This is a genomic window from Catenulispora acidiphila DSM 44928 (assembly GCF_000024025.1).
GTDB lineage: Bacteria > Actinomycetota > Actinomycetes > Streptomycetales > Catenulisporaceae > Catenulispora > Catenulispora acidiphila.
Genome location: NC_013131.1, coordinates 7,262,005 through 7,278,714 on the forward strand (window position 1 = coordinate 7,262,005; position 16,710 = coordinate 7,278,714).

General features: G+C 69.7%; 15 protein-coding genes. 7 read left to right on the forward strand and 8 right to left on the reverse strand.

Annotated features, from left to right (window positions below):
* Positions 1 to 22: 22 nt before the first annotated feature.
* The 8 genes from CACI_RS31280 to CACI_RS31315 all read right to left on the reverse strand — a co-directional run bounded on the left by CACI_RS31280 (position 23) and on the right by CACI_RS31315 (position 9,092).
* Positions 23 to 1,063 (reverse strand): C45 family autoproteolytic acyltransferase/hydolase, encoded by a 1,041-nt coding sequence (locus CACI_RS31280; RefSeq protein WP_015794897.1) that lies wholly within the window; start codon positions 1,061 to 1,063, stop codon positions 23 to 25.
* Positions 1,054 to 1,671 (reverse strand): GNAT family N-acetyltransferase, encoded by a 618-nt coding sequence (locus tag CACI_RS31285; protein WP_015794898.1) that lies wholly within the window; start codon positions 1,669 to 1,671, stop codon positions 1,054 to 1,056. Before CACI_RS31285 ends, CACI_RS31280 begins: the two co-directional genes overlap by 10 nt.
* 4 nt (positions 1,672 to 1,675) lie before the next feature.
* Positions 1,676 to 1,939, reverse strand: coding sequence for a hypothetical protein (locus tag CACI_RS31290; RefSeq protein WP_015794899.1), 264 nt, complete (start codon positions 1,937 to 1,939; stop codon positions 1,676 to 1,678).
* The gene (locus CACI_RS31295) at positions 1,929 to 3,458 is read right to left on the reverse strand and encodes an AMP-binding protein (RefSeq protein WP_015794900.1); all 1,530 of its coding nucleotides are present in this window, start codon (positions 3,456 to 3,458) and stop codon (positions 1,929 to 1,931) included. The genes CACI_RS31290 and CACI_RS31295 overlap by 11 nt, the downstream gene beginning before the upstream one ends.
* Positions 3,451 to 5,439, reverse strand: coding sequence for a class I tRNA ligase family protein (locus CACI_RS31300; RefSeq protein WP_015794901.1), 1,989 nt, complete (start codon positions 5,437 to 5,439; stop codon positions 3,451 to 3,453). Before CACI_RS31300 ends, CACI_RS31295 begins: the two co-directional genes overlap by 8 nt.
* Positions 5,436 to 6,542 (reverse strand): NAD(P)/FAD-dependent oxidoreductase, encoded by a 1,107-nt coding sequence (locus tag CACI_RS31305; RefSeq protein ID WP_015794902.1) that lies wholly within the window; start codon positions 6,540 to 6,542, stop codon positions 5,436 to 5,438. The genes CACI_RS31300 and CACI_RS31305 overlap by 4 nt, the downstream gene beginning before the upstream one ends.
* 2 nt (positions 6,543 to 6,544) lie before the next feature.
* Entirely contained in the window at positions 6,545 to 7,852 is a 1,308-nt protein-coding gene (locus CACI_RS31310) for a lysine N(6)-hydroxylase/L-ornithine N(5)-oxygenase family protein (RefSeq protein ID WP_041540560.1), read from the reverse strand.
* Positions 7,853 to 7,940: 88 nt separating this feature from the next.
* Entirely contained in the window at positions 7,941 to 9,092 is a 1,152-nt protein-coding gene (locus CACI_RS31315; RefSeq protein WP_015794904.1) for an acyl-CoA dehydrogenase family protein, read from the reverse strand.
* 248 nt (positions 9,093 to 9,340) lie between these two features.
* On the opposite strand from CACI_RS31315, the gene CACI_RS31320 reads away from it, so the two are divergent.
* The 7 genes from CACI_RS31320 to CACI_RS31350 all read left to right on the forward strand — a co-directional run bounded on the left by CACI_RS31320 (position 9,341) and on the right by CACI_RS31350 (position 16,644).
* Positions 9,341 to 9,955, forward strand: coding sequence for a cobalamin B12-binding domain-containing protein (locus tag CACI_RS31320; protein WP_015794905.1), 615 nt, complete (start codon positions 9,341 to 9,343; stop codon positions 9,953 to 9,955).
* Positions 9,952 to 11,325 (forward strand): methylaspartate mutase, encoded by a 1,374-nt coding sequence (locus CACI_RS31325; RefSeq protein WP_015794906.1) that lies wholly within the window; start codon positions 9,952 to 9,954, stop codon positions 11,323 to 11,325. Before CACI_RS31320 ends, CACI_RS31325 begins: the two co-directional genes overlap by 4 nt.
* Positions 11,322 to 12,287: a transporter substrate-binding domain-containing protein gene (locus CACI_RS31330; protein WP_015794907.1), complete on the forward strand. Its 966-nt coding sequence runs from the start codon at positions 11,322 to 11,324 to the stop codon at positions 12,285 to 12,287. Before CACI_RS31325 ends, CACI_RS31330 begins: the two co-directional genes overlap by 4 nt.
* A 106-nt stretch (positions 12,288 to 12,393) precedes the next feature.
* The gene (locus tag CACI_RS31335) at positions 12,394 to 13,383 is read left to right on the forward strand and encodes a DMT family transporter (RefSeq protein WP_015794908.1); all 990 of its coding nucleotides are present in this window, start codon (positions 12,394 to 12,396) and stop codon (positions 13,381 to 13,383) included.
* Entirely contained in the window at positions 13,380 to 14,423 is a 1,044-nt protein-coding gene (locus CACI_RS31340) for an aspartate-semialdehyde dehydrogenase (protein ID WP_015794909.1), read from the forward strand. Before CACI_RS31335 ends, CACI_RS31340 begins: the two co-directional genes overlap by 4 nt.
* On the forward strand, positions 14,420 to 15,535 hold the full coding sequence (locus CACI_RS31345; protein ID WP_015794910.1) for an amino acid kinase family protein: 1,116 nt from the start codon (positions 14,420 to 14,422) through the stop codon (positions 15,533 to 15,535). Before CACI_RS31340 ends, CACI_RS31345 begins: the two co-directional genes overlap by 4 nt.
* Before the next feature lie 83 nt (positions 15,536 to 15,618).
* Positions 15,619 to 16,644 carry a TauD/TfdA family dioxygenase gene (locus CACI_RS31350; RefSeq protein WP_015794911.1) on the forward strand — a complete coding sequence of 342 codons (1,026 nt, stop codon included), beginning with the start codon at positions 15,619 to 15,621 and terminating at the stop codon, positions 16,642 to 16,644.
* Positions 16,645 to 16,710: the final 66 nt, after the last annotated feature.

Consider the following 16,710-nt stretch of genomic DNA (forward strand, 5'->3'; position numbering starts at 1 on the left):
CTATGATGGGATCAAGCGGCATTCAAGCTCCCCTTTCCGACAATGCATAAGCATGCTGATCTGTGACGGACGGATCCCCCGGCCACAGATTCAGCTCTCTGATATCCGGACGCATCACCACGGCCGCGACGGTCCGCTCCCTGCGGATGTCGCCGTTGTCCGCCACGAGGATCGGCGGCGTCGAGAGCAGCCGGTGGTGGCCCACGACGTCGTCCGCGGCCGGGATGCCCGCCTGGCGAACCGTCTCCAGCCGTCGCCGCGAGGAGTTCTTGGCGAAGACGTTGATCTCGTCGCGCTCGGCGAAGTCCGGATCCAGGAAGTGGTTGGTGTGCATCAGCTCCTCGCCTTCGAGGAGGCGGCGCTGTGTCCCGAGGGCTTCGACGCAGACCACTCGGTCCTGCCCGCAGATCATGAAGGATCGCGAACTGGCCAGCGGCAGCTCACCCAAGATCTCAATAGCCTGATCAACGCTGTCGGCGGTGTCCAGCACGTGCCGAATCGCCAAGTACGGCGGAACTCCCGGCTCCCACTCGCCGCCAAGCACGAGGTTCAAGCCGACCGCGAGGCCGGCGTCGTTGACCCCGAGGTAGCCCAACAGCCCGCCGAAACTGAGCACGAGCGAGCGATGCCGTGGTCCGGTGACGCTCAGGACGGCGATCTGATCGTCGAGATTCCCGTTCAGGTCGACAGTCTGGGCCAGCACCGGACGGTCGCGCACCGAGGCGTAGGTCGTGCAGTCCCCGCCGGTGACCCGGCTGTAGCCGAGGACTTCGCGGCGCAGCTGCAACAGCCAGGCGGCGTCGCGCTCGATGCCGGCGCCGTCGGCCAGAGCGTCGATCTCCTCGGCGAGCTCCGGCAGAGCTTTGACGACGACATCGCGGTGGTCGGCGATCGCCGGGCGCAGCGCGTCCAGATCCAGCGGCCGGTCGGCGAGGTGGCCCAGGCGCGCCAGCGAGTCGTCCAGGAAGGCCCGCAGCCGCCCACCCGCCGCACGCCCGTGGGTGTACCCGCGGGCGTGCGGCGAACCGGTCAGCTCCAAGGACTGCACGCTGGTCACGCGCATGGATTGACAGCCTTGCCGAGTCGGCGCAGCTGCTCCTGGACCGTGGGCCATTCGGCGCGGAGCACCGAATAGTAGATGGCGTCGCGCCGCCTGCCCTCGGGCATGGGGTTGAAGCTGCGCAGGACGCCTTCCTCGAAGGCGCCGACGTTGCGCAGCCCGGCACGCGCTTGAGCGTTGAGGACGTCGGTCTTGAACTCGACGCGCTCGGCTTCCAGGACGTCGAAGGCGTGCTGCAGCAGCAGGTACTTGACCCACCGGTTCACGCCCTTGCCCTGGTAGTCGACGCCGAGCCAGGACCAGCCGATCTCCAGCCGCCGGTCGGCTTCGGACAGGTTGCCGTAGCTGGAGCTCCCGGCGACCTCGCCGGTCCCCTTGTCCACGACGACGTAGCACGCTCGCTTGCCGCTGCTCTGGTCGGCGAGCATGGTGTCGAAGAACGCTGCGAAGTCCGCGTCGTCCTGGACCCGGGAGACGAAGTACTTCCAGATCCGGTCGTCGAAAGCGATACGCCGCAACGGTTCGCGGTCGGCTTCGGAGACCGGGTGGAGTTCGACATACTCGTTCTCCAGGAGCGTGGAAGCACTCTGATTCCACGGCGCGTGGCTCACGGTGTCATCCCTTCTGCGCGGCGTGCGGCGCCAGGGCGCCGACGACGTTGCCCAGGGTGCGCATGCCGGCCAGGTCGTCCTCGGTGAAGTTGTCCAAGCCGACGTCCGCCGCCTTGCACAGCGAGGTCAGGAACAGGACCTTGTTCAGCGAGGTGATCCCGTAGGTGTTCACCAGGTCCTCGTTCAGGTCGAGGACCTCGGGGTCGGGGTGGTCACGCAGGACCCGGGACAGCTGTTCGCGGGCCAGGGTGTCGAGGTCAGCGGGCATGGATGCCTACCTTCGGGTCGTCGATGAGGGCGCGGTGGCGGTCGGCGATCCGGCCGCGGATCGGCTTGAACTGGGAGGTCAGGAGCCCGTTCTCGATCGTGAACGGCTCGGCGGCGACGATGACGCGGCAGATGCGCTCGTCGCGTTCGGAGGCGGCGTTGACCTTCTCGAGCGCCTCGGCGATCGCGGCGGTGTCGATCGGGCCGGGGTGCGGGGAGACGACGGCGACCAGTCCGGCCGGGCTCGGGTGGTACAGGACGCATTCGGCGATCGCGCCGGTGTCGCGGAAGCGGGTCTCGATCGGCCGGACGATGATCTTCTTGGCGTTGTCCAGGACGATGACGTCGTCGGCGCGCCCGAGGATGTACAGGAAGCCGTCTTCGTCCAGGCGCCCCAGGTCCCCGGTGCGGACCACGCCGCCGGGCTTGAACATCCGCGCGCTGTCGCCGGCGGCGGCGTAGGTGTAGGCGGTGTTGACCGGGTGGTCGCTGCGGACGCAGACCACACCCTCGGCGTCGATGAGGATCTCCTTGCCGGGCAACGGCTTGCCGACGCTGCCGACGCGGTGCGCGCCGGGGTGGTTCTTGGTGGTGATACAGGTTTCGTTGAGGCCGTAGCCCTCGAAGATGGGGAGCCCGATCTCGTCGAAGAACCTGAGCGTCGCCGGGTCGGCGGGCGCCGATCCCGTCCACAGGTAGCGGACGCGGTCGCCGAAGAGTTCGTGGGCTGCCTTCTCCGGCTCGATGCCGTCGGCGAGCCGGTCTTCCAAGTGCCGCTTGGCGGTGTCGAAGAAGGCGGGAACGCCCATGACGACCGTCGGGCGGATCGTCGACATCACCGCGTACACGGACTGGTAGGTCGTGATGGTGATGTCGTGTCCCCAGTACAGCGCCGAGTAGAGCCAGTAGCGCTGCTGCAGGAGCGAGAGCGGCAGGAAGGTGAGGATGTTGTCGCCCGGCTGGTGGTCGAACAGGCTCTGCACCGCGTGCAGGGAGGAGTCGATGCTGCCGACGGTGGCTTCGAGTCCCTTGGGGATTCCCGTAGAGCCGGAAGTGAACTTGACCGTGGTGCAGTCGGTAGGACTCCATACCGCCGGCTCGAAGTCGGCGGCGTCTGGCTCGACGCCGTTCTCGACGTCGCCGGCGATGGTCGAGATCGGCAGCACTTGGCGCGGCGCGTCGTCGGGCAGCGGGACGTCGGTGTAGAGCAGGTCGAGGTCGTAACCCTCGATCAGGTCGGCGTCGGGACTGAACTTGCCGGGCTCGAACCCCGCGGTCTGCGCCTTGATCATGAGGCACGCGACGTCGAGCAGCGCCCATTCCAGCCGGTTGGCCGCCAGGATGCCCACGCGGTCGCCGGCGCCGATCCCGCGGCTGCGCAGCACCCCCGCAACGGTCCGGGCCCGGTCGTGGAACTCGGCCAGCGGCAACGTGGTGCGGTGGCCGAGGCCCGTGACGGTGAGCGTGCCCTCGCCGGCGGGCCGGTCGGCGACGATGCGGTTGATGATCGAGTCAGCCATTGCTGCCGTCCACGCCGAAGAAGCGGGTGTCCGACAGGGTATTGCGACTGCCCGGCTCGACCAGGTCCGCGGCGTCCGGCCAGCTGGTGATCGCCGGGATGCCGAGCGCGGCGGCGAGCTTCGCCGAGAAGCGCGGCATCAGCGGCGCCGAGGCGGCGGCCAGCAGCCGCGCCGCGGCCAGCTCCAGCGCGATCGCGGTGCGCGCCTCGGAGTTCCAGCGGTCGATCCCGGCCAGCGCGGACTGCTGACGGGAGAAGGCGCGCGCGTCGCCGACGATGGCGTCGAGCACCTGCGCGGCGGACCGCAGCGAGAAGCCCTCGGGGTTGAGCGCGGCGGTGATCTCGTCCAGCCGCAGCGAGAGCCGGGCCAGGAAGGCGGTCTGCTCGCTGGTCCAGGTCCCGGCATCGGGGACGGTGCCGCCGAAGCCGGCGTCCAGGCGGGCGCCCAGATCGTGCAGCCATTGCTCCCAGCCGCCGACGAGGGTCTCGGCGCACGCGCGGTCGAACTCGGCGCGCCGGAAGTCGGTGCGCTCGCCCTCGGGACGCGTGCTGGACAGGTAGTAGCGGACCGCGTCGACCGTGCCGGGGTTGAGGATCTCCTTGCCCCAGATCGCGTGCCGGCGGCTGGTCGAGAACTTCTGGCCCTCCAGCAGGTAGAACTCGTTGACGTGGTAGTCGATGTCCGGGTTCCACTCGGGGTGGGCCAGCCGGTACAGGACCGGGTACAGGATCGAGTGGTAGAAGCTGTTGTCGTAGCCGAAGAAGTGGACGATCTTCCAGTCGCGCGAAGGCTCCCGGCTCGACCAGAGCTCCCCCAGCTCGGCGCCGAGGCGCTCGATGCCGTGCAGGAAGCCGTAGCTCATCTCCGGCCAGACCCAGATCACTTGGCCGTCCAGGTCGTCCTCGGCGGGCTGCACGCCCCAGCCGGAGGGATGCGAGACCGGCAGGTCGAGCCGCTCGTGGGCGAAGACCCGCTGGGCCAGCTCGCGCAGCCGGATCGGGACCCGGCCGCGCCGGTGGTGGTCGGCGACGATGTCGGCGAACTCGTGCAGCGGCAGCGTGTAGCGCTCGGCGTCGGCCTGCTTCGGGGCGGTGCCGCTGATGCCGGAGACCGGATCGACGAGGTCTGCGACGAGGTTGGGCTCGCCGCACTCCTCGCAGATGTTGCCGCCGGCCGGGCTGAAGCACGCCGGGCAGCTGCCGCCGACGTTCACCTCGTAGAGGTACTCGTGGGTCTCGGCGTCGAAGAGCGCGGGCGTCGAGGCGGGGCTGACGTGCCCGGAGTCGACCAGCCGTGAGAAGTAGCCCTGGAGTCCTTCGGGATAGCCCTCGGCGACGCTGGTGACGTAGTACTCGTCGACGTCGATGTCCATCGCCTTCAGCGTCGCGGCGATCTCGGCGCTGTAGTGCGCGGCGGCTTCGGCGGGCGTCACGCCGTCCTTCGCGGCCACGGCCGTGACGTAGCTCTGGTAGTCGTCGCTGCCGGTGAGGTGCCAGGCACGGTTGCCGAGCAGGCGCTGGTAGCGGACGTAGACGTCAGCACCCAGATACGGACCGGACAGGTGGCCGAGGTGGAGGTCGCCGTTGGGCGTGGGAGGAGTGGAGAACACGAACTGCGGGCGCTCGGTGAGGTTCGGCCGGACGCGCGAGAGCGCCGAGGAGCGGGCCCGCGCCGAGTCGCGCCAGTACTGCGTGAAGAAGATCAGGTCGCTGTCACCGATGTTGGTGATGGTGTGCGCCTCGAACGGCTCGCACAGGACCACGGTGCCGGGCTGGACCGCGTGCGCCCGGCCGTCCAGGGCCAGCTCCCCGACGCCGGCGACGATGACGAAGAACTCGGTCTCGTCGTGTCCGTGGCTGACCGTGGCCGACCCGGGCGCGATCCGTCCCCAGCCGGCACCGACGCCGATGCCCTCGACGGCGGACATCTCGATGCCGAAGGCTGCGAACAGCTCGGATTCGTTGTAGGTGTTGAGGATCATGCCTGCCTCTGCAGTGGCTCGGAGAGAACTCGGGTCGGGGCGAGGTCCAGCGCGGCGACGGTCTCGGCGGCGATGGCGGGCGCCAGGCGGTAGCCGGAACCGCCGGCGGCTCCGGCGAAGACCAGGCCGGGCCGCAGCTCGGCGACGACCGGCTCGCGGTGCGGGCTGTAGGCGTCGCAGAAGACACGGCCCGAGGTGCACGAAGCCGCCAGGTGGGGCGCGTACCGGCCCAGGACGGCGCGGGCGTCGTCGAGGTCTGACGGTTCCAGGACCAGACCGGCGTCGTCGGGACTGACGTCCCAGCGGTCGCAGGTGTAGCTGAACAGGAAGTGACCGCGTTCGGGGAGCGGCAGCAGGAAGGCGTCCTCGTCGTGCAGGACGGTCATCGGGTCGCCGGGCGCGGGCGTGGATTCGATGTGCGCAGCGACGATCTTCTTGACCCGCAAGCCGAGCGGGGCGAGCAGGTCGGCCCAGGCGGGATGGCCGATCCACGGCCCGGGCGCGAGGACGACCCGGTCGGCGTGGATCTGCTGACCCTGGCTCAGCGTCAGCCGATGCGTGCTGCCCGAGGACAGCTCGGTGACCTCGGTTCCTTCCAGGACCCGCACCCGGCCGCGCAGTCCGGCGATGATGCGCGCGGCGACCTGCTGGACGTCAGCGTGCTGACATCCGTAGAGCGGCCAGCTGCGCGCGTCCGGCGGCGCCGACCAGCCGGCGGGCAGGTCGGCCGGAGTGCTCTGGACGCCGAGGCGCAGATACGTGGTGGAGATCGCGAAGGGGTCGCCGGCGGAGACGACCGTCGCGTCCACTTCCCGGATCGGCAGGCCGTGCTCGCCGGCCAGCTGCTGCCAGGCCAGGTGCGAGTGCTCGGTCAGGGCCCTGACCCGCGCGGTCGCGCCGCGCGGGAAGTGGACGCCGGCCGAGCGCGACGACGCGCCTTGGCCGACCAGTCCGCGCTCCAGGATCACGACGGACAGGTCGGGGTCGGCGGCGATCGCCTCATACGCGATGAGGGCGCCGATGACTCCCCCGCCGACGATCGCGAGATCGACGGTGTCGGGCTGTGCGTCCGCGTCTGCATCTGATGATGTGCCCGTCGCCATGGTCAGCCCCGCCCGCTCTTGGCCGACCAGTCGATGAACGACATCGCCATCTCCGGGGAGTTGTTGCCGCGCAGCCGGTCGGCGATCCGCTGGGCGCGCCAGGCGTTCAGGCTCAGGTTCACGTCCGGCAGACCGCGCTGGCCGCGCACCGCGTTCTGCATGAAGATGTTCCGGTCCGGCGGTCCGTCCCAGGTGACCGCGAAGTCCTCGTCGACGCGGACCTCGCCGTTCGCGGTCTCGATGTGGCTCAGCAGCGGCTCCAGGAACGTCTTGGGCGCCGGACGGAAGCCCGTCGCCCAGACCACGGCGTCCACCGGGAGGATCTGGCTCTGCCCGGACTCGTCGTTGTGGCGCAGCATCAGTTCGAAGATGCCGTTCGACGTGCGGTCGGCGGCCACGACGGTCCGGTTCGGCAGGAGTCCGAAGCGGTGCTCGTCGTGCTCGACGAACTGCAGCCGGTACAGCCCTTGGTAGATCGCGCGCAGGGTCGACTCGGAGATGCCGTCGGAGCTGAGCAGGTGTGCGGAGTTCAGCTCGGCGCGCTTCTCCTCGGAGAGCCGGTAGAAGTAGTCGGAGTACTCCGGCATGTAGAAGTCGTTGGTGAACGTCGAGTCGTCGATCGGGAAGTAGTTGCGGCGCCGGGAGACCCAGGAGACGCACGCCGGGCGGTCGCCCGGGGAGCGGGAGATCAGGTCCAGGAACGCCTCGGCGCCGGACTGGCCGCCGCCGACCACCGCGACGCGCTTGCCCGCGAGCTGGCCGGCGTACCGCAGGAACTGGCTGACGTGGAAGTGGCCGGTGCCCAGGTGCGGGACGGCCAGATCGGGAACCCAGGGCACGGTCCCGACGCCCACCGCGATGTTGTCGGCGGTGACCTGGCGGCGGTCGGTGGTGACCCGGAAGACGTCGTTGACGAACTCCACGTGCTGCACGCTCTCGGAGAAGACCACGTTCTCGTTGGTCTGCGCCGCCCACGCCAGGTAGTTGCGGAACTCGGTGCGCGGTACCGCGGCGAACTGCGCGTTCAGGAAGTGGTACATCCGGCCGTGCTCGTGCAGGTAGGACATGAACGAGAACCGGTTGGTCGGGTCGGACAGGCTGACCAGGTCCTTGAAGATCGAGACCTGCAGCGTGGCGCCGGTGATGAGCTGGTCGTCGTGCCAGGTGAAGGACGGCTTGCGGTCGAAGAAGAGGTTCGGCTGCCCGCGGTCGCCGTGCAGCAGGGCGGCCAGGGCCAGGTTGGCCGGGCCCGCGCCGATGCCGGCGAGCCGAAGGTGAGGCGTCTGCTCGGTGGAACCGGAAGCCGTCATTGACTTCGGCACTGACTTCGGTACAGGTCCCACGTCAACTCCTTTCAACGAACGTGCGAGCTCGGACTTTCAGGGAGTTCGGAGAGTTCTAGAGCGCGTCGGCGATCGTCATCTCGATCACCTCGGAGGCTCCCTCATAGATCCGCAGGGAACGGATCTGGCGGTACAGGCGCTCCACGGTGCTGCCCGCGACGAGGCCGGCGGCGCCGAAGATCTGGACGGCGCCGTCGACGATCTCGCCGGCGGCCTCGGTGCTGTGGAGCTTGGCGATCGAGGAGTGCTTGGCGTGGTCCAGATCGCCGTCGATCGCCCACGCGGCGCGGGCGGTCAGCAGTGAGGCGGCGGAGAGCTTGACGTCCATCCGCGCCAGCGAGGACTTCACCAGCTGCAGGTCTGCAAGCCGTCCGCCGTAGACCTTGCGCGTGCGCGCGTGCTCCAGAGCGAGCCGGAAAGCCCGCCTGGCAAAGCCGATCGCGGCGGCGGCCACGGTCGCCCGTGCGCGTTCGAGGATGTCCAACGCAACCACGAAGCCCTGGCCGCGCTCGCCGAGCACCGCCTCGCCGCCCACGCGGACGTCGGTGAAGTCCAGCTGCGCCCACGAGCGCGGAGCGATCGCGCCGATCGGCTCGGCTTTGAAACCGGGCACGCTGCTCTCGACGAGGAAGGCGGTCAGACCCAGCGGTCCGGGTCCGTCCCCGGTGCGTGCCAGGACGACGCAGACATCTGCGATGTCGCCCTGGGCGATCCACGTCTTGGTGCCGTTGAGGACGAACCCGTCGCCGTCGGCAACCGCTTCGAGCGCCACGGCTGCCAGATCGGAGCCGGCGCCGGGCTCGGAGAGAGCCAGCGCGCCGGCGGTCGTCCCGGTGGCAAGACCGGGAAGGTAGCAGCGTTGCTGCGTCTCGTTCCCATAGCGGGTAATGGCGGCGGCGGTGAGTTCCTGGATCGAATAGGCGAAGTCGGCCAGGTCCTCGTGATACGCCAGCGCCTGCCGCCGCAGACACAGAGCCCTGAGATCGGAGGCGGGCTCGGCGGGGTCGAGGTGGCGCAGCCAGCCCGCGCCGCCGAGGTCGGCGAGCAGGGCACGCCCGGAGGCGGCCGGCTCGGCGGCGTCCAGAGTCGCCCACGCCTCGGCCCGCCCGGCGCACCAGCGCCCGATGTCGCCGGCGAGGGCGCGGTGGGCGTCGTCGTACAGCGGCAGGGCGAGGATGTCGGGATCGAACACGTCGGGCAGGCTCATCGGGATCCTTCGGCAGGAGACAGTCGGCCGCTTTGAAATGACGCTACGGCGCCCTGAGCACCGGCTACGTCCGCGACAAACGCATCCGCCGGGACACACTGCGGGTACCGCGCGCGGCTCGGCTGCGCGTGGCGCTTACGCGGCGTCGCAGCGTGCTGAAAACAGCGCGCAAGCCCTCAGGGGCATGATCGTCTCCGCTTCACGATCTTGACGGCGGTACCGATGACCTGCGGGTATCTGCCGCACCGATGGGCGTCATCGCCACGAAGCCCTGCTGGACCGTGGACCGTATGGGGTTCCGGCTTCTAACTTTCGTGGTGCAGGTATTCCAAGGATATGGAGCCGAAGTGACCGACATTAGCGTGTCCTACCGAAAGAGATTTCTTGTCACGAGCGTCTCGTCCGACGCACACATGTGGAATCTGGTCTTCCTGCAGCTTCTTCTCGAAGAACGGGATGGTGATGTGACCAACCTCGGCATCTGTGTACCGGACGAGGTGATCATCGATGAATGTCTGCGCAGCCGGCCCGACGTCGTCGTGGTGAGCACGGTGAACGGCCACGGACACATCGACGGACTGCGCCTCATCCGCAAGCTCCGGGCGGTTCCGGAACTGGCCGACATGAAAGTCGTGATCGGCGGAAAGCTCGGCGTCAAGGGCGCCGAGAATGCCAAATACAGCGCCGAACTCGTCGCGAACGGATTCGACGCCGCCTTCGAGTCCAGCACCGGACTCGCCGCCTTCGAGAGCTTTCTCGGCTCCATCCGGAGCAAGCCGCGCACCGCGGTGCTCGCCGCCTCCGTGCCGACCGCCGCGGACCTGGTGTCCCACGAGCTCGTCGCCGCCGGGAGCCCGGCATGAGCGCGCCGACGATCGCGGCCCGAGCGCCGCAGACCACTGTCACCCCGCAGAGCACCACCTCTTCTCAGACCACTGCCGCTTCCCAGACCGCGCAGCCCCGGGGTCGCTTCTCACGGTTCGTCAGCCAAGCGCGGCAGCAGGGACGGCTCGTCGTCCAGCCGCGCATGGGATTCGGTGAGATCGCCCAGATGCGCGCCGGTCTGGACGCGGTCCGCGACAGCCACGCGACGGCGATCGGCACGATCACCGTGGACAGCTACACGCGGGTCAACGACCACGAGTCGGCCCGGCGCGCGCTGGCCGCCGGCAGCGACCTCAACGGATTCCCGGTCGTCGCCCACGGCGCCGAGCAGACCCGGCGCCTGCTGGCCGGAGTGTCCGGCGAGCAGTTCCCGGTCCAGTTCCGGCACGGGTCCGCGCTGCCCTACGAGCTCTTCCAGGCTCTGGTGGAGGTCGGGGCGGATGCCACCGAAGGCGGTCCGGTCTCCTACTGCCTGCCTTACAGCCGCGTCCCGCTGGCCCGAGCGGTCGCGGCGTGGGCCGAGTGCTGCCGGCTGCTGGCCGACCGTCCCGAGCCGATGCACCTGGAGAGCTTCGGCGGCTGCATGCTCGGCCAGATGTGCCCGCCGAGCCTGCTGATCGCGCTGAGCGTGCTGGAGGGGATGTTCTTCCGCGAGCACGGCTTGCAGAGCATCTCGGTCAGCTACGCGCAGCAGACGCACCCCGAGCAGGACCTGGAAGCCCTCGCCGCGTTGCGCCGGCTGGCCGGCGAACGGCTCGGCGGCATGGACTGGCACGTCGTTCTCTACACCTATATGGGCGTCTTCCCGCGGACCGCGGTGGGTGCGTTCCGGATTCTGGAAGACAGCGTCCGGCTCGCGGTCCGCAGCGGCACCGAGCGGCTGATCGTCAAGACGCCCGCCGAGGCGCACCGGATCCCGACCATCGCAGAGAACGTCGACGCGCTGGAGTTCTCAGCCGCCGTCGCCGAGGACGAGGCGGGGAAGTTCGGCGGAGCGCCGGCGCCCTTCTCCGACACCGGAATCTACGAGGAAGCCCGCATGCTCATCGACACCACCCTGGAGTACGGCGACACCGTCGGCTCGGCGCTGGTGACCGCGTTCGCCCGCGGCCATCTGGACGTCCCCTACTGCCTGCACGTCGACAACGCCAACCGCTCGCGCGCCGACATCGACTCGCGCGGCCGGCTGCGCTGGTCCGACCCGGGCGCGATGCCGCTGCGGGCGTTGGTCGGCGGCGAGCGCACGTCGAAGACCTCCGCCTTCGGCCTGATCGACATGCTCGGCTACAACGAGCGCCGCTTCGACCGCGAGCAGCTGGTCGGCGGCCACCTCAAGGGACTGCGATGAGTACCGCGACGCTTGCCGGCATCAGCGCCGGCCCAAGCACCAGCAGCAGCACCAGCGCCGGCTCCACGCTGGCCGCCGCCCGCGCCACCGGGACCGTCCGCGCCGTGGTCAGCCGCGGCATCCGCGGACTGTCCAGCCCTGACGCCGCCGGCGTCTGGCGCGGCCTGGACACCGACATGGCGCGAGCGGTCGCCGCCGCGGCGATCGGTGACGGGGAGGCGGTCAGCTGGCTGTCCACCGAGCCCGCGGCGCGGCTGGACCGGCTGGTCGCCGGCGAGGCGGACCTGGTGGTCTCGAACCTGACCTGGACGCTGGGCCGTGAGACGGCAGGCGTGCTGTTCGCCGGAGTGACGTGTTACGACGGCGAGGGCTTCCTGGTCCGGGCGTCCGACGGCATCACCGACCCGGCGCAGTTGGCCGGGCGCCAGGTGGCGACGCAGGCCGGTACCACCAGCGCGGCGAACCTCGCGGCGTGGTTCGGCTCGCGCGGCCTGGCGGTGACGCCGATCGCCTACCCGACCCCGGCCGACGCCCTGGCCGGTTACGCCTCCGGGGACTGCGCCGCCTATGTGCTGGACTGCGTCGCGCTGGCCGGCGAACGTGCCGCGCTGGACGACCCGGGCGAGCACCGGATCCTGGACACCACGATCTCCCGCGAGCCGATGGCCATGGCCGTCCGCGACGACGACGCCGAGTGGTTCCGGTTGTGCCGCTGGGTGCTGCAGTTCCTCATCGCCGCCGAACACGCCGAGGACCCCGCCGAGGCGGCGCGCGACGCGGGCCGGCACGGTCCGGCGCTCGGCCTCGACGAGAACTGGGCGGCCCGGGTGCTCGACGCGGTCGGTACCTACGGCGACGTCTACGCCCGCAACCTCGGACCGGCGTCCGGTCTGGACGTCCCGCGCGGGTTGAACGCGCTGTGGACGGAGGGCGGGCTGCACTACCCCATGCCGCTGCACTGACTCAGACGTCTGACTCAGTGGCCTGAATCAACGAACCACCGAAGAACGAAACAGACCTCACAACAAACACAGACCTCAGAACAAGACCCACCACAAGGAGCTTCCCATGTCACAGCCCACCGCACCTCCCGCCGAGTTGGAAAGGAAGGGAGCCTTCGAGCTCACCTTCGCGATGATCCTGTCCGGCACGATCGGCGTCTTCGTCGTGGAGTCCGGTGCCTCGCCGTTCAACGTCGTGTTCTTCCGCTGCGTCTTCGGGGCGATCGCGCTGGGTTCGTACTGCCTGGCCCGCGGCTACTTCAAGAACCACGGGTTCACCGCCAAGAAGCTGGGCCTGACGGCGCTCGGCGGCGTGTTCATCGTCTTCAACTGGGTGCTGCTGTTCTCCTCCTACACCAAGACCTCGATCTCGGTGGCCACGGTCGTCTACCACACGCAGCCGTTCTACGTCGTCCTGCTGGGCGCCGTGCTCTTCCGGGACAAGCTCACCGCCAGCAAGGTCGGATGGCTGGTCGTGGCCTTCACCGGGCTGATCCTGGTCGCCGGGGTGAGTGCCTCCGACCTCAGCGGGGACAGCACCTATCTGGTCGGGCTGGGGCAGGCGCTGCTCGCCGCGGTCTTCTACGCCCTGTCCACGGTCATCACCAAGCGCGTCTCCGGCGTCCGTCCGCACCTGATCGCCCTGGTCCAGGTCCTGCTGGGCATCCCGCTGCTGCTGCCCTTCGCCGCCGTCGGGCAGACCGCGGACCTCGGCGCCCGCTGGGGCTGGCTGGTCGGCATCGGCCTGATCCACACCGGCGTGATGTACGTGCTGATGTACTCCGCCTACCAGAAGCTGCCCACCCCGAAGATCGCGGTGCTGGCCTTCATCTACCCGGCGATGGCGATGGTCATGGACTGGCTGGTCTTCGGCCACCACGTCTCGGTGGTCCAGGCGCTGGGCATCCCGCTGATCGTCACGGCGAGCCTGGGCGTGAACCTCGGCTGGCGTTTCGGCCCGCCGCGCCGCCGGACCCCCGCCGAGCAGACCCCGTCCGTCCCCGAAACCAAGACCGCCCAGCTGGTCCCGGCTACTTCCACCGGAGGCACCCGATGACTCTCGTCACCGATCCCACAGCTCCCCGCATCGCCATCGTCGGCGCGACCGGCGTGGTCGGGACCACCCTGGCCGGGCTGATCGAGGACCGCGGCTTCCGCTACCGCGAGGTCCACCTGGTGGCCTCGGCGCGGTCGGCCGGCCGGACCCTGACCGTCGAAGGCCGCGAGTACGTGGTCGAGGACCTGGAAGGCTTCGACTTCTCGAACGTGGACCTGGCCTTCTTCTCCGCCGGCGGCTCGATCAGCGAGAAGTACGCGCCGGCCGCCGTCGAGCAGGGCGCCCTGGTCATCGACAACACCAGCGCCTTCCGGATGGACCCGGACACTCCCCTGGTGGTCCCGCAGGTCAACGCCCACGAGCTGGACAAGCGACCGGTCAGCGGCATCATCGCCAACCCGAACTGCTCGACCATCCCGCTGGTGCGGCTGCTGCAGACGGTGGAGCGGCGCTGGGGCATCCGGCAGGCGGTCGTGAGCACCTACCAGGCGGCTTCCGGCCAGGGCAACGGCGGCATCACGGAGCTGCACGAGGCCACCCGCGCCACGTTGCAGGACCCTGACGACCCCGGTCCCTCCGAGCGGTTCCACCCCTCGCTGTCGTTCAACGTGATCCCGAGCATCGACCGGATGCTGGAGAGCGGGTTCACCTTCGAGGAGCAGAAGATGCTCCAGGAATCGCGCAAGATCCTGGGCCTGCCGCATCTGGACGTCACCACCACGTGCGTCCGGGTGCCCGTGATCAACAGCCACTCCGAGGCCGCCTGGATCGAGTGCCAGAACGTGGTCGACCGCGAGGAGCTGGTGCGGCTGCTGACCGAGCTGCCCGAGGTGACGGTGCACGACAAGGACGCCCACGGCGCCTTCCCCACGCCGCGCACCGCCGGCGACCCGAACCACGTCCACGTCGGCCGGATCCGCGTCGCGCCGCACAACCCCCGCGGCTTCTGGCTGTGGATCGTCGCCGACAACGTCCGCATAGGCGCCGCCCTGAACGCCCTGCAGATCGCCGAGGCACTGACCGATCGAGGTGTGGTGTGAATCAGCCCACTGTGTCCCAGGACGGGACGCCTACCACAGCAGTACTGAAGTTCGGCGGATCCAGCTTCGCCACCCTGGCGGCGTATCAGGACATCGCCGTCGCCCTGGCCCAGCGGGTGCAGGCCGAGAACCGCCGGCTGGCCGTCGTCGTCAGCGCCATGCCGGGCGAGACCGAATCGCTGCGGGAGCGGCTGACCGGGGTCAACCCGCACCCGGCGGACGCCAGCACGGCGGGCCTGCTCACGCTGGCCGACACGATCAGCGCGCACCTGCTCGCCGCAGCGCTGCACGAGGCGGGCCTGCGGGCCACGGTGCTGGCCGGCCACGAGCTGGGCTTCACCACCGACAGCACGTTCATGTGGGCCCGGCTGCAGACGGCGGACCCCGCGCCGCTGACCGCCGCGCTGGCCGAGCACGACGTCGTGGTGATCCCCGGCGGCCAGGCCGTGGACGCCACCGGACGCCCGACCTGGCTGGGCAAGAACAGCTCGGACCTGTCGGCGCTGATCGTGGCCGCGACGCTCGGGGTCTCCGAGGTCGAGATCCACTCCGACGTCGACGGCGTCTACAGCTGCGACCCCAACGCGGTCACCGGGACCCGGCTGCTGTCGGAGATCTCCTACGACAGCGCGGCCCTGATGTCGCTGCACGGCGCGAAGGTCCTGCACCGGCACGCGGTGCGGCTGGCCAAGCAGCACGGCATCACCATCGTCTGCCGGCTCAACAAGGCTCCCTTCCCGAGCGGGACGACGATCGGCGCCCACGGCTCCGCGGCCTCGGCGGTGGTGGTGAACAAGAAGTCGGTGGTCCTGGAGTTCGAGGACGCCGGCGCGGCGGACATCGCGCACAGCACGTTCCACGCCCAAGGACTGGACTCGGTGCGGCTGGAGACCGGCGCGCACGTCGCGCTGACCAACGGCTACCTGGACCTGGAGGGGTTCGGCCAGCGCCACGCGCTGCCGCCGTACCACCCGGCGGGGATTCCGGTCGCCGAGGTGTCCGGGAGCCAGGTCATCACCACGATCGTCGCCGATGTGGCCGAGGCGGTCGAGGTGGCGCAGCGGATTCACGACGCGCTGTACGCGCGGACGCCGGAGCTGCTGACTGTCTGAGAATTCGAACCCGGAGTACTTCTCTACAAGACCCTGCACACCGTTCCACACAAACAACTTTCATCTCGCATAGGAGTTTCACCATGACCGTTCTGACCGCCTCCCGGATCGCCAACCCCGCGACGCTGGCCGACATCGTGATCCCCGACGCCGCCCGCGATGCGATGGGCACGCAGCTGGCCGCGATGCCCGAACCCACGGCGCGGATCGACTGGGCGATGGCCCGCTTCCACCAGATCTTCGCCACGCTGCCGGTCGAGGTGCTGCAGCAGATCCTGGACTTCGGCCGCCACTCGGACACCCCCGGCGTCGGGTACGTGCGCAACCTGCCGGTCGATGCCGTCGTGCCGCCGACCCCCGGCGACGGCGGGCCGAGCGTCGGCAAGCCGAGCTACGTGGCCGAGGGCGTGCTGCTGGGCCTGTCCGGACTGCTGGGCGAGCCGGTGGGCTTCCTGACGGAAAAGCAGGGTCAGCTGGTGCACGACGTGGTGCCGGTCCCCGGCGGCGCGAAGACGCAGACGAATCAGGGTTCGACGGTCTTCCTGAACTTCCACAACGACATCGTGCACGACTCCATCGGCCGCTACGACGTCAGCAACCCCGACTTCCTGGTGCTGAGCTGCCTGCGCGCCGACCACGAGGGCATCGCGGCGACGTACTACGCCGACGCGCGGGACATCGTCGCGGCGCTGGACGACCAGGCGCTGGAGATCCTGCGCAGCCCGCTGTTCCGCTTGAACGCGCCGGGGAGCTACGTGCGCGACGTCGCCGGCGGCGGCGAGGTGCTGTCCGATCCGGTGCCGATCCTCAGCGGGCCGCAGGAGTTCCCGGAGATAGCGGTCTCCGCGAACGGGGTGCGTGCGATGACCTCGGGGGCGCAGACGGTGCTGGACCGGCTGCAGGCGGCGTGCCGCGAGGTGTCGCACCAGGTGTTCCTGCGGCCGGGGCAGGCGCTGCTGATCAACAACCGCAAGGGGCTGCACGCTCGGTCGCAGTTCACGGCTCGGTACGACGGTGAGGACCGCTGGCTGCAGCGGACTTACGTGCGGCGGAGCCAGTGGACCATCCGGTACCGCGCGACGGAGGGGAACCGCCGGGTGCATCACTGAGTACTGATACAGCCAGTCAACGCCCTTGGGCGCCACCCCGGATGGGGGCGGCGCCCGCGGGCGTTT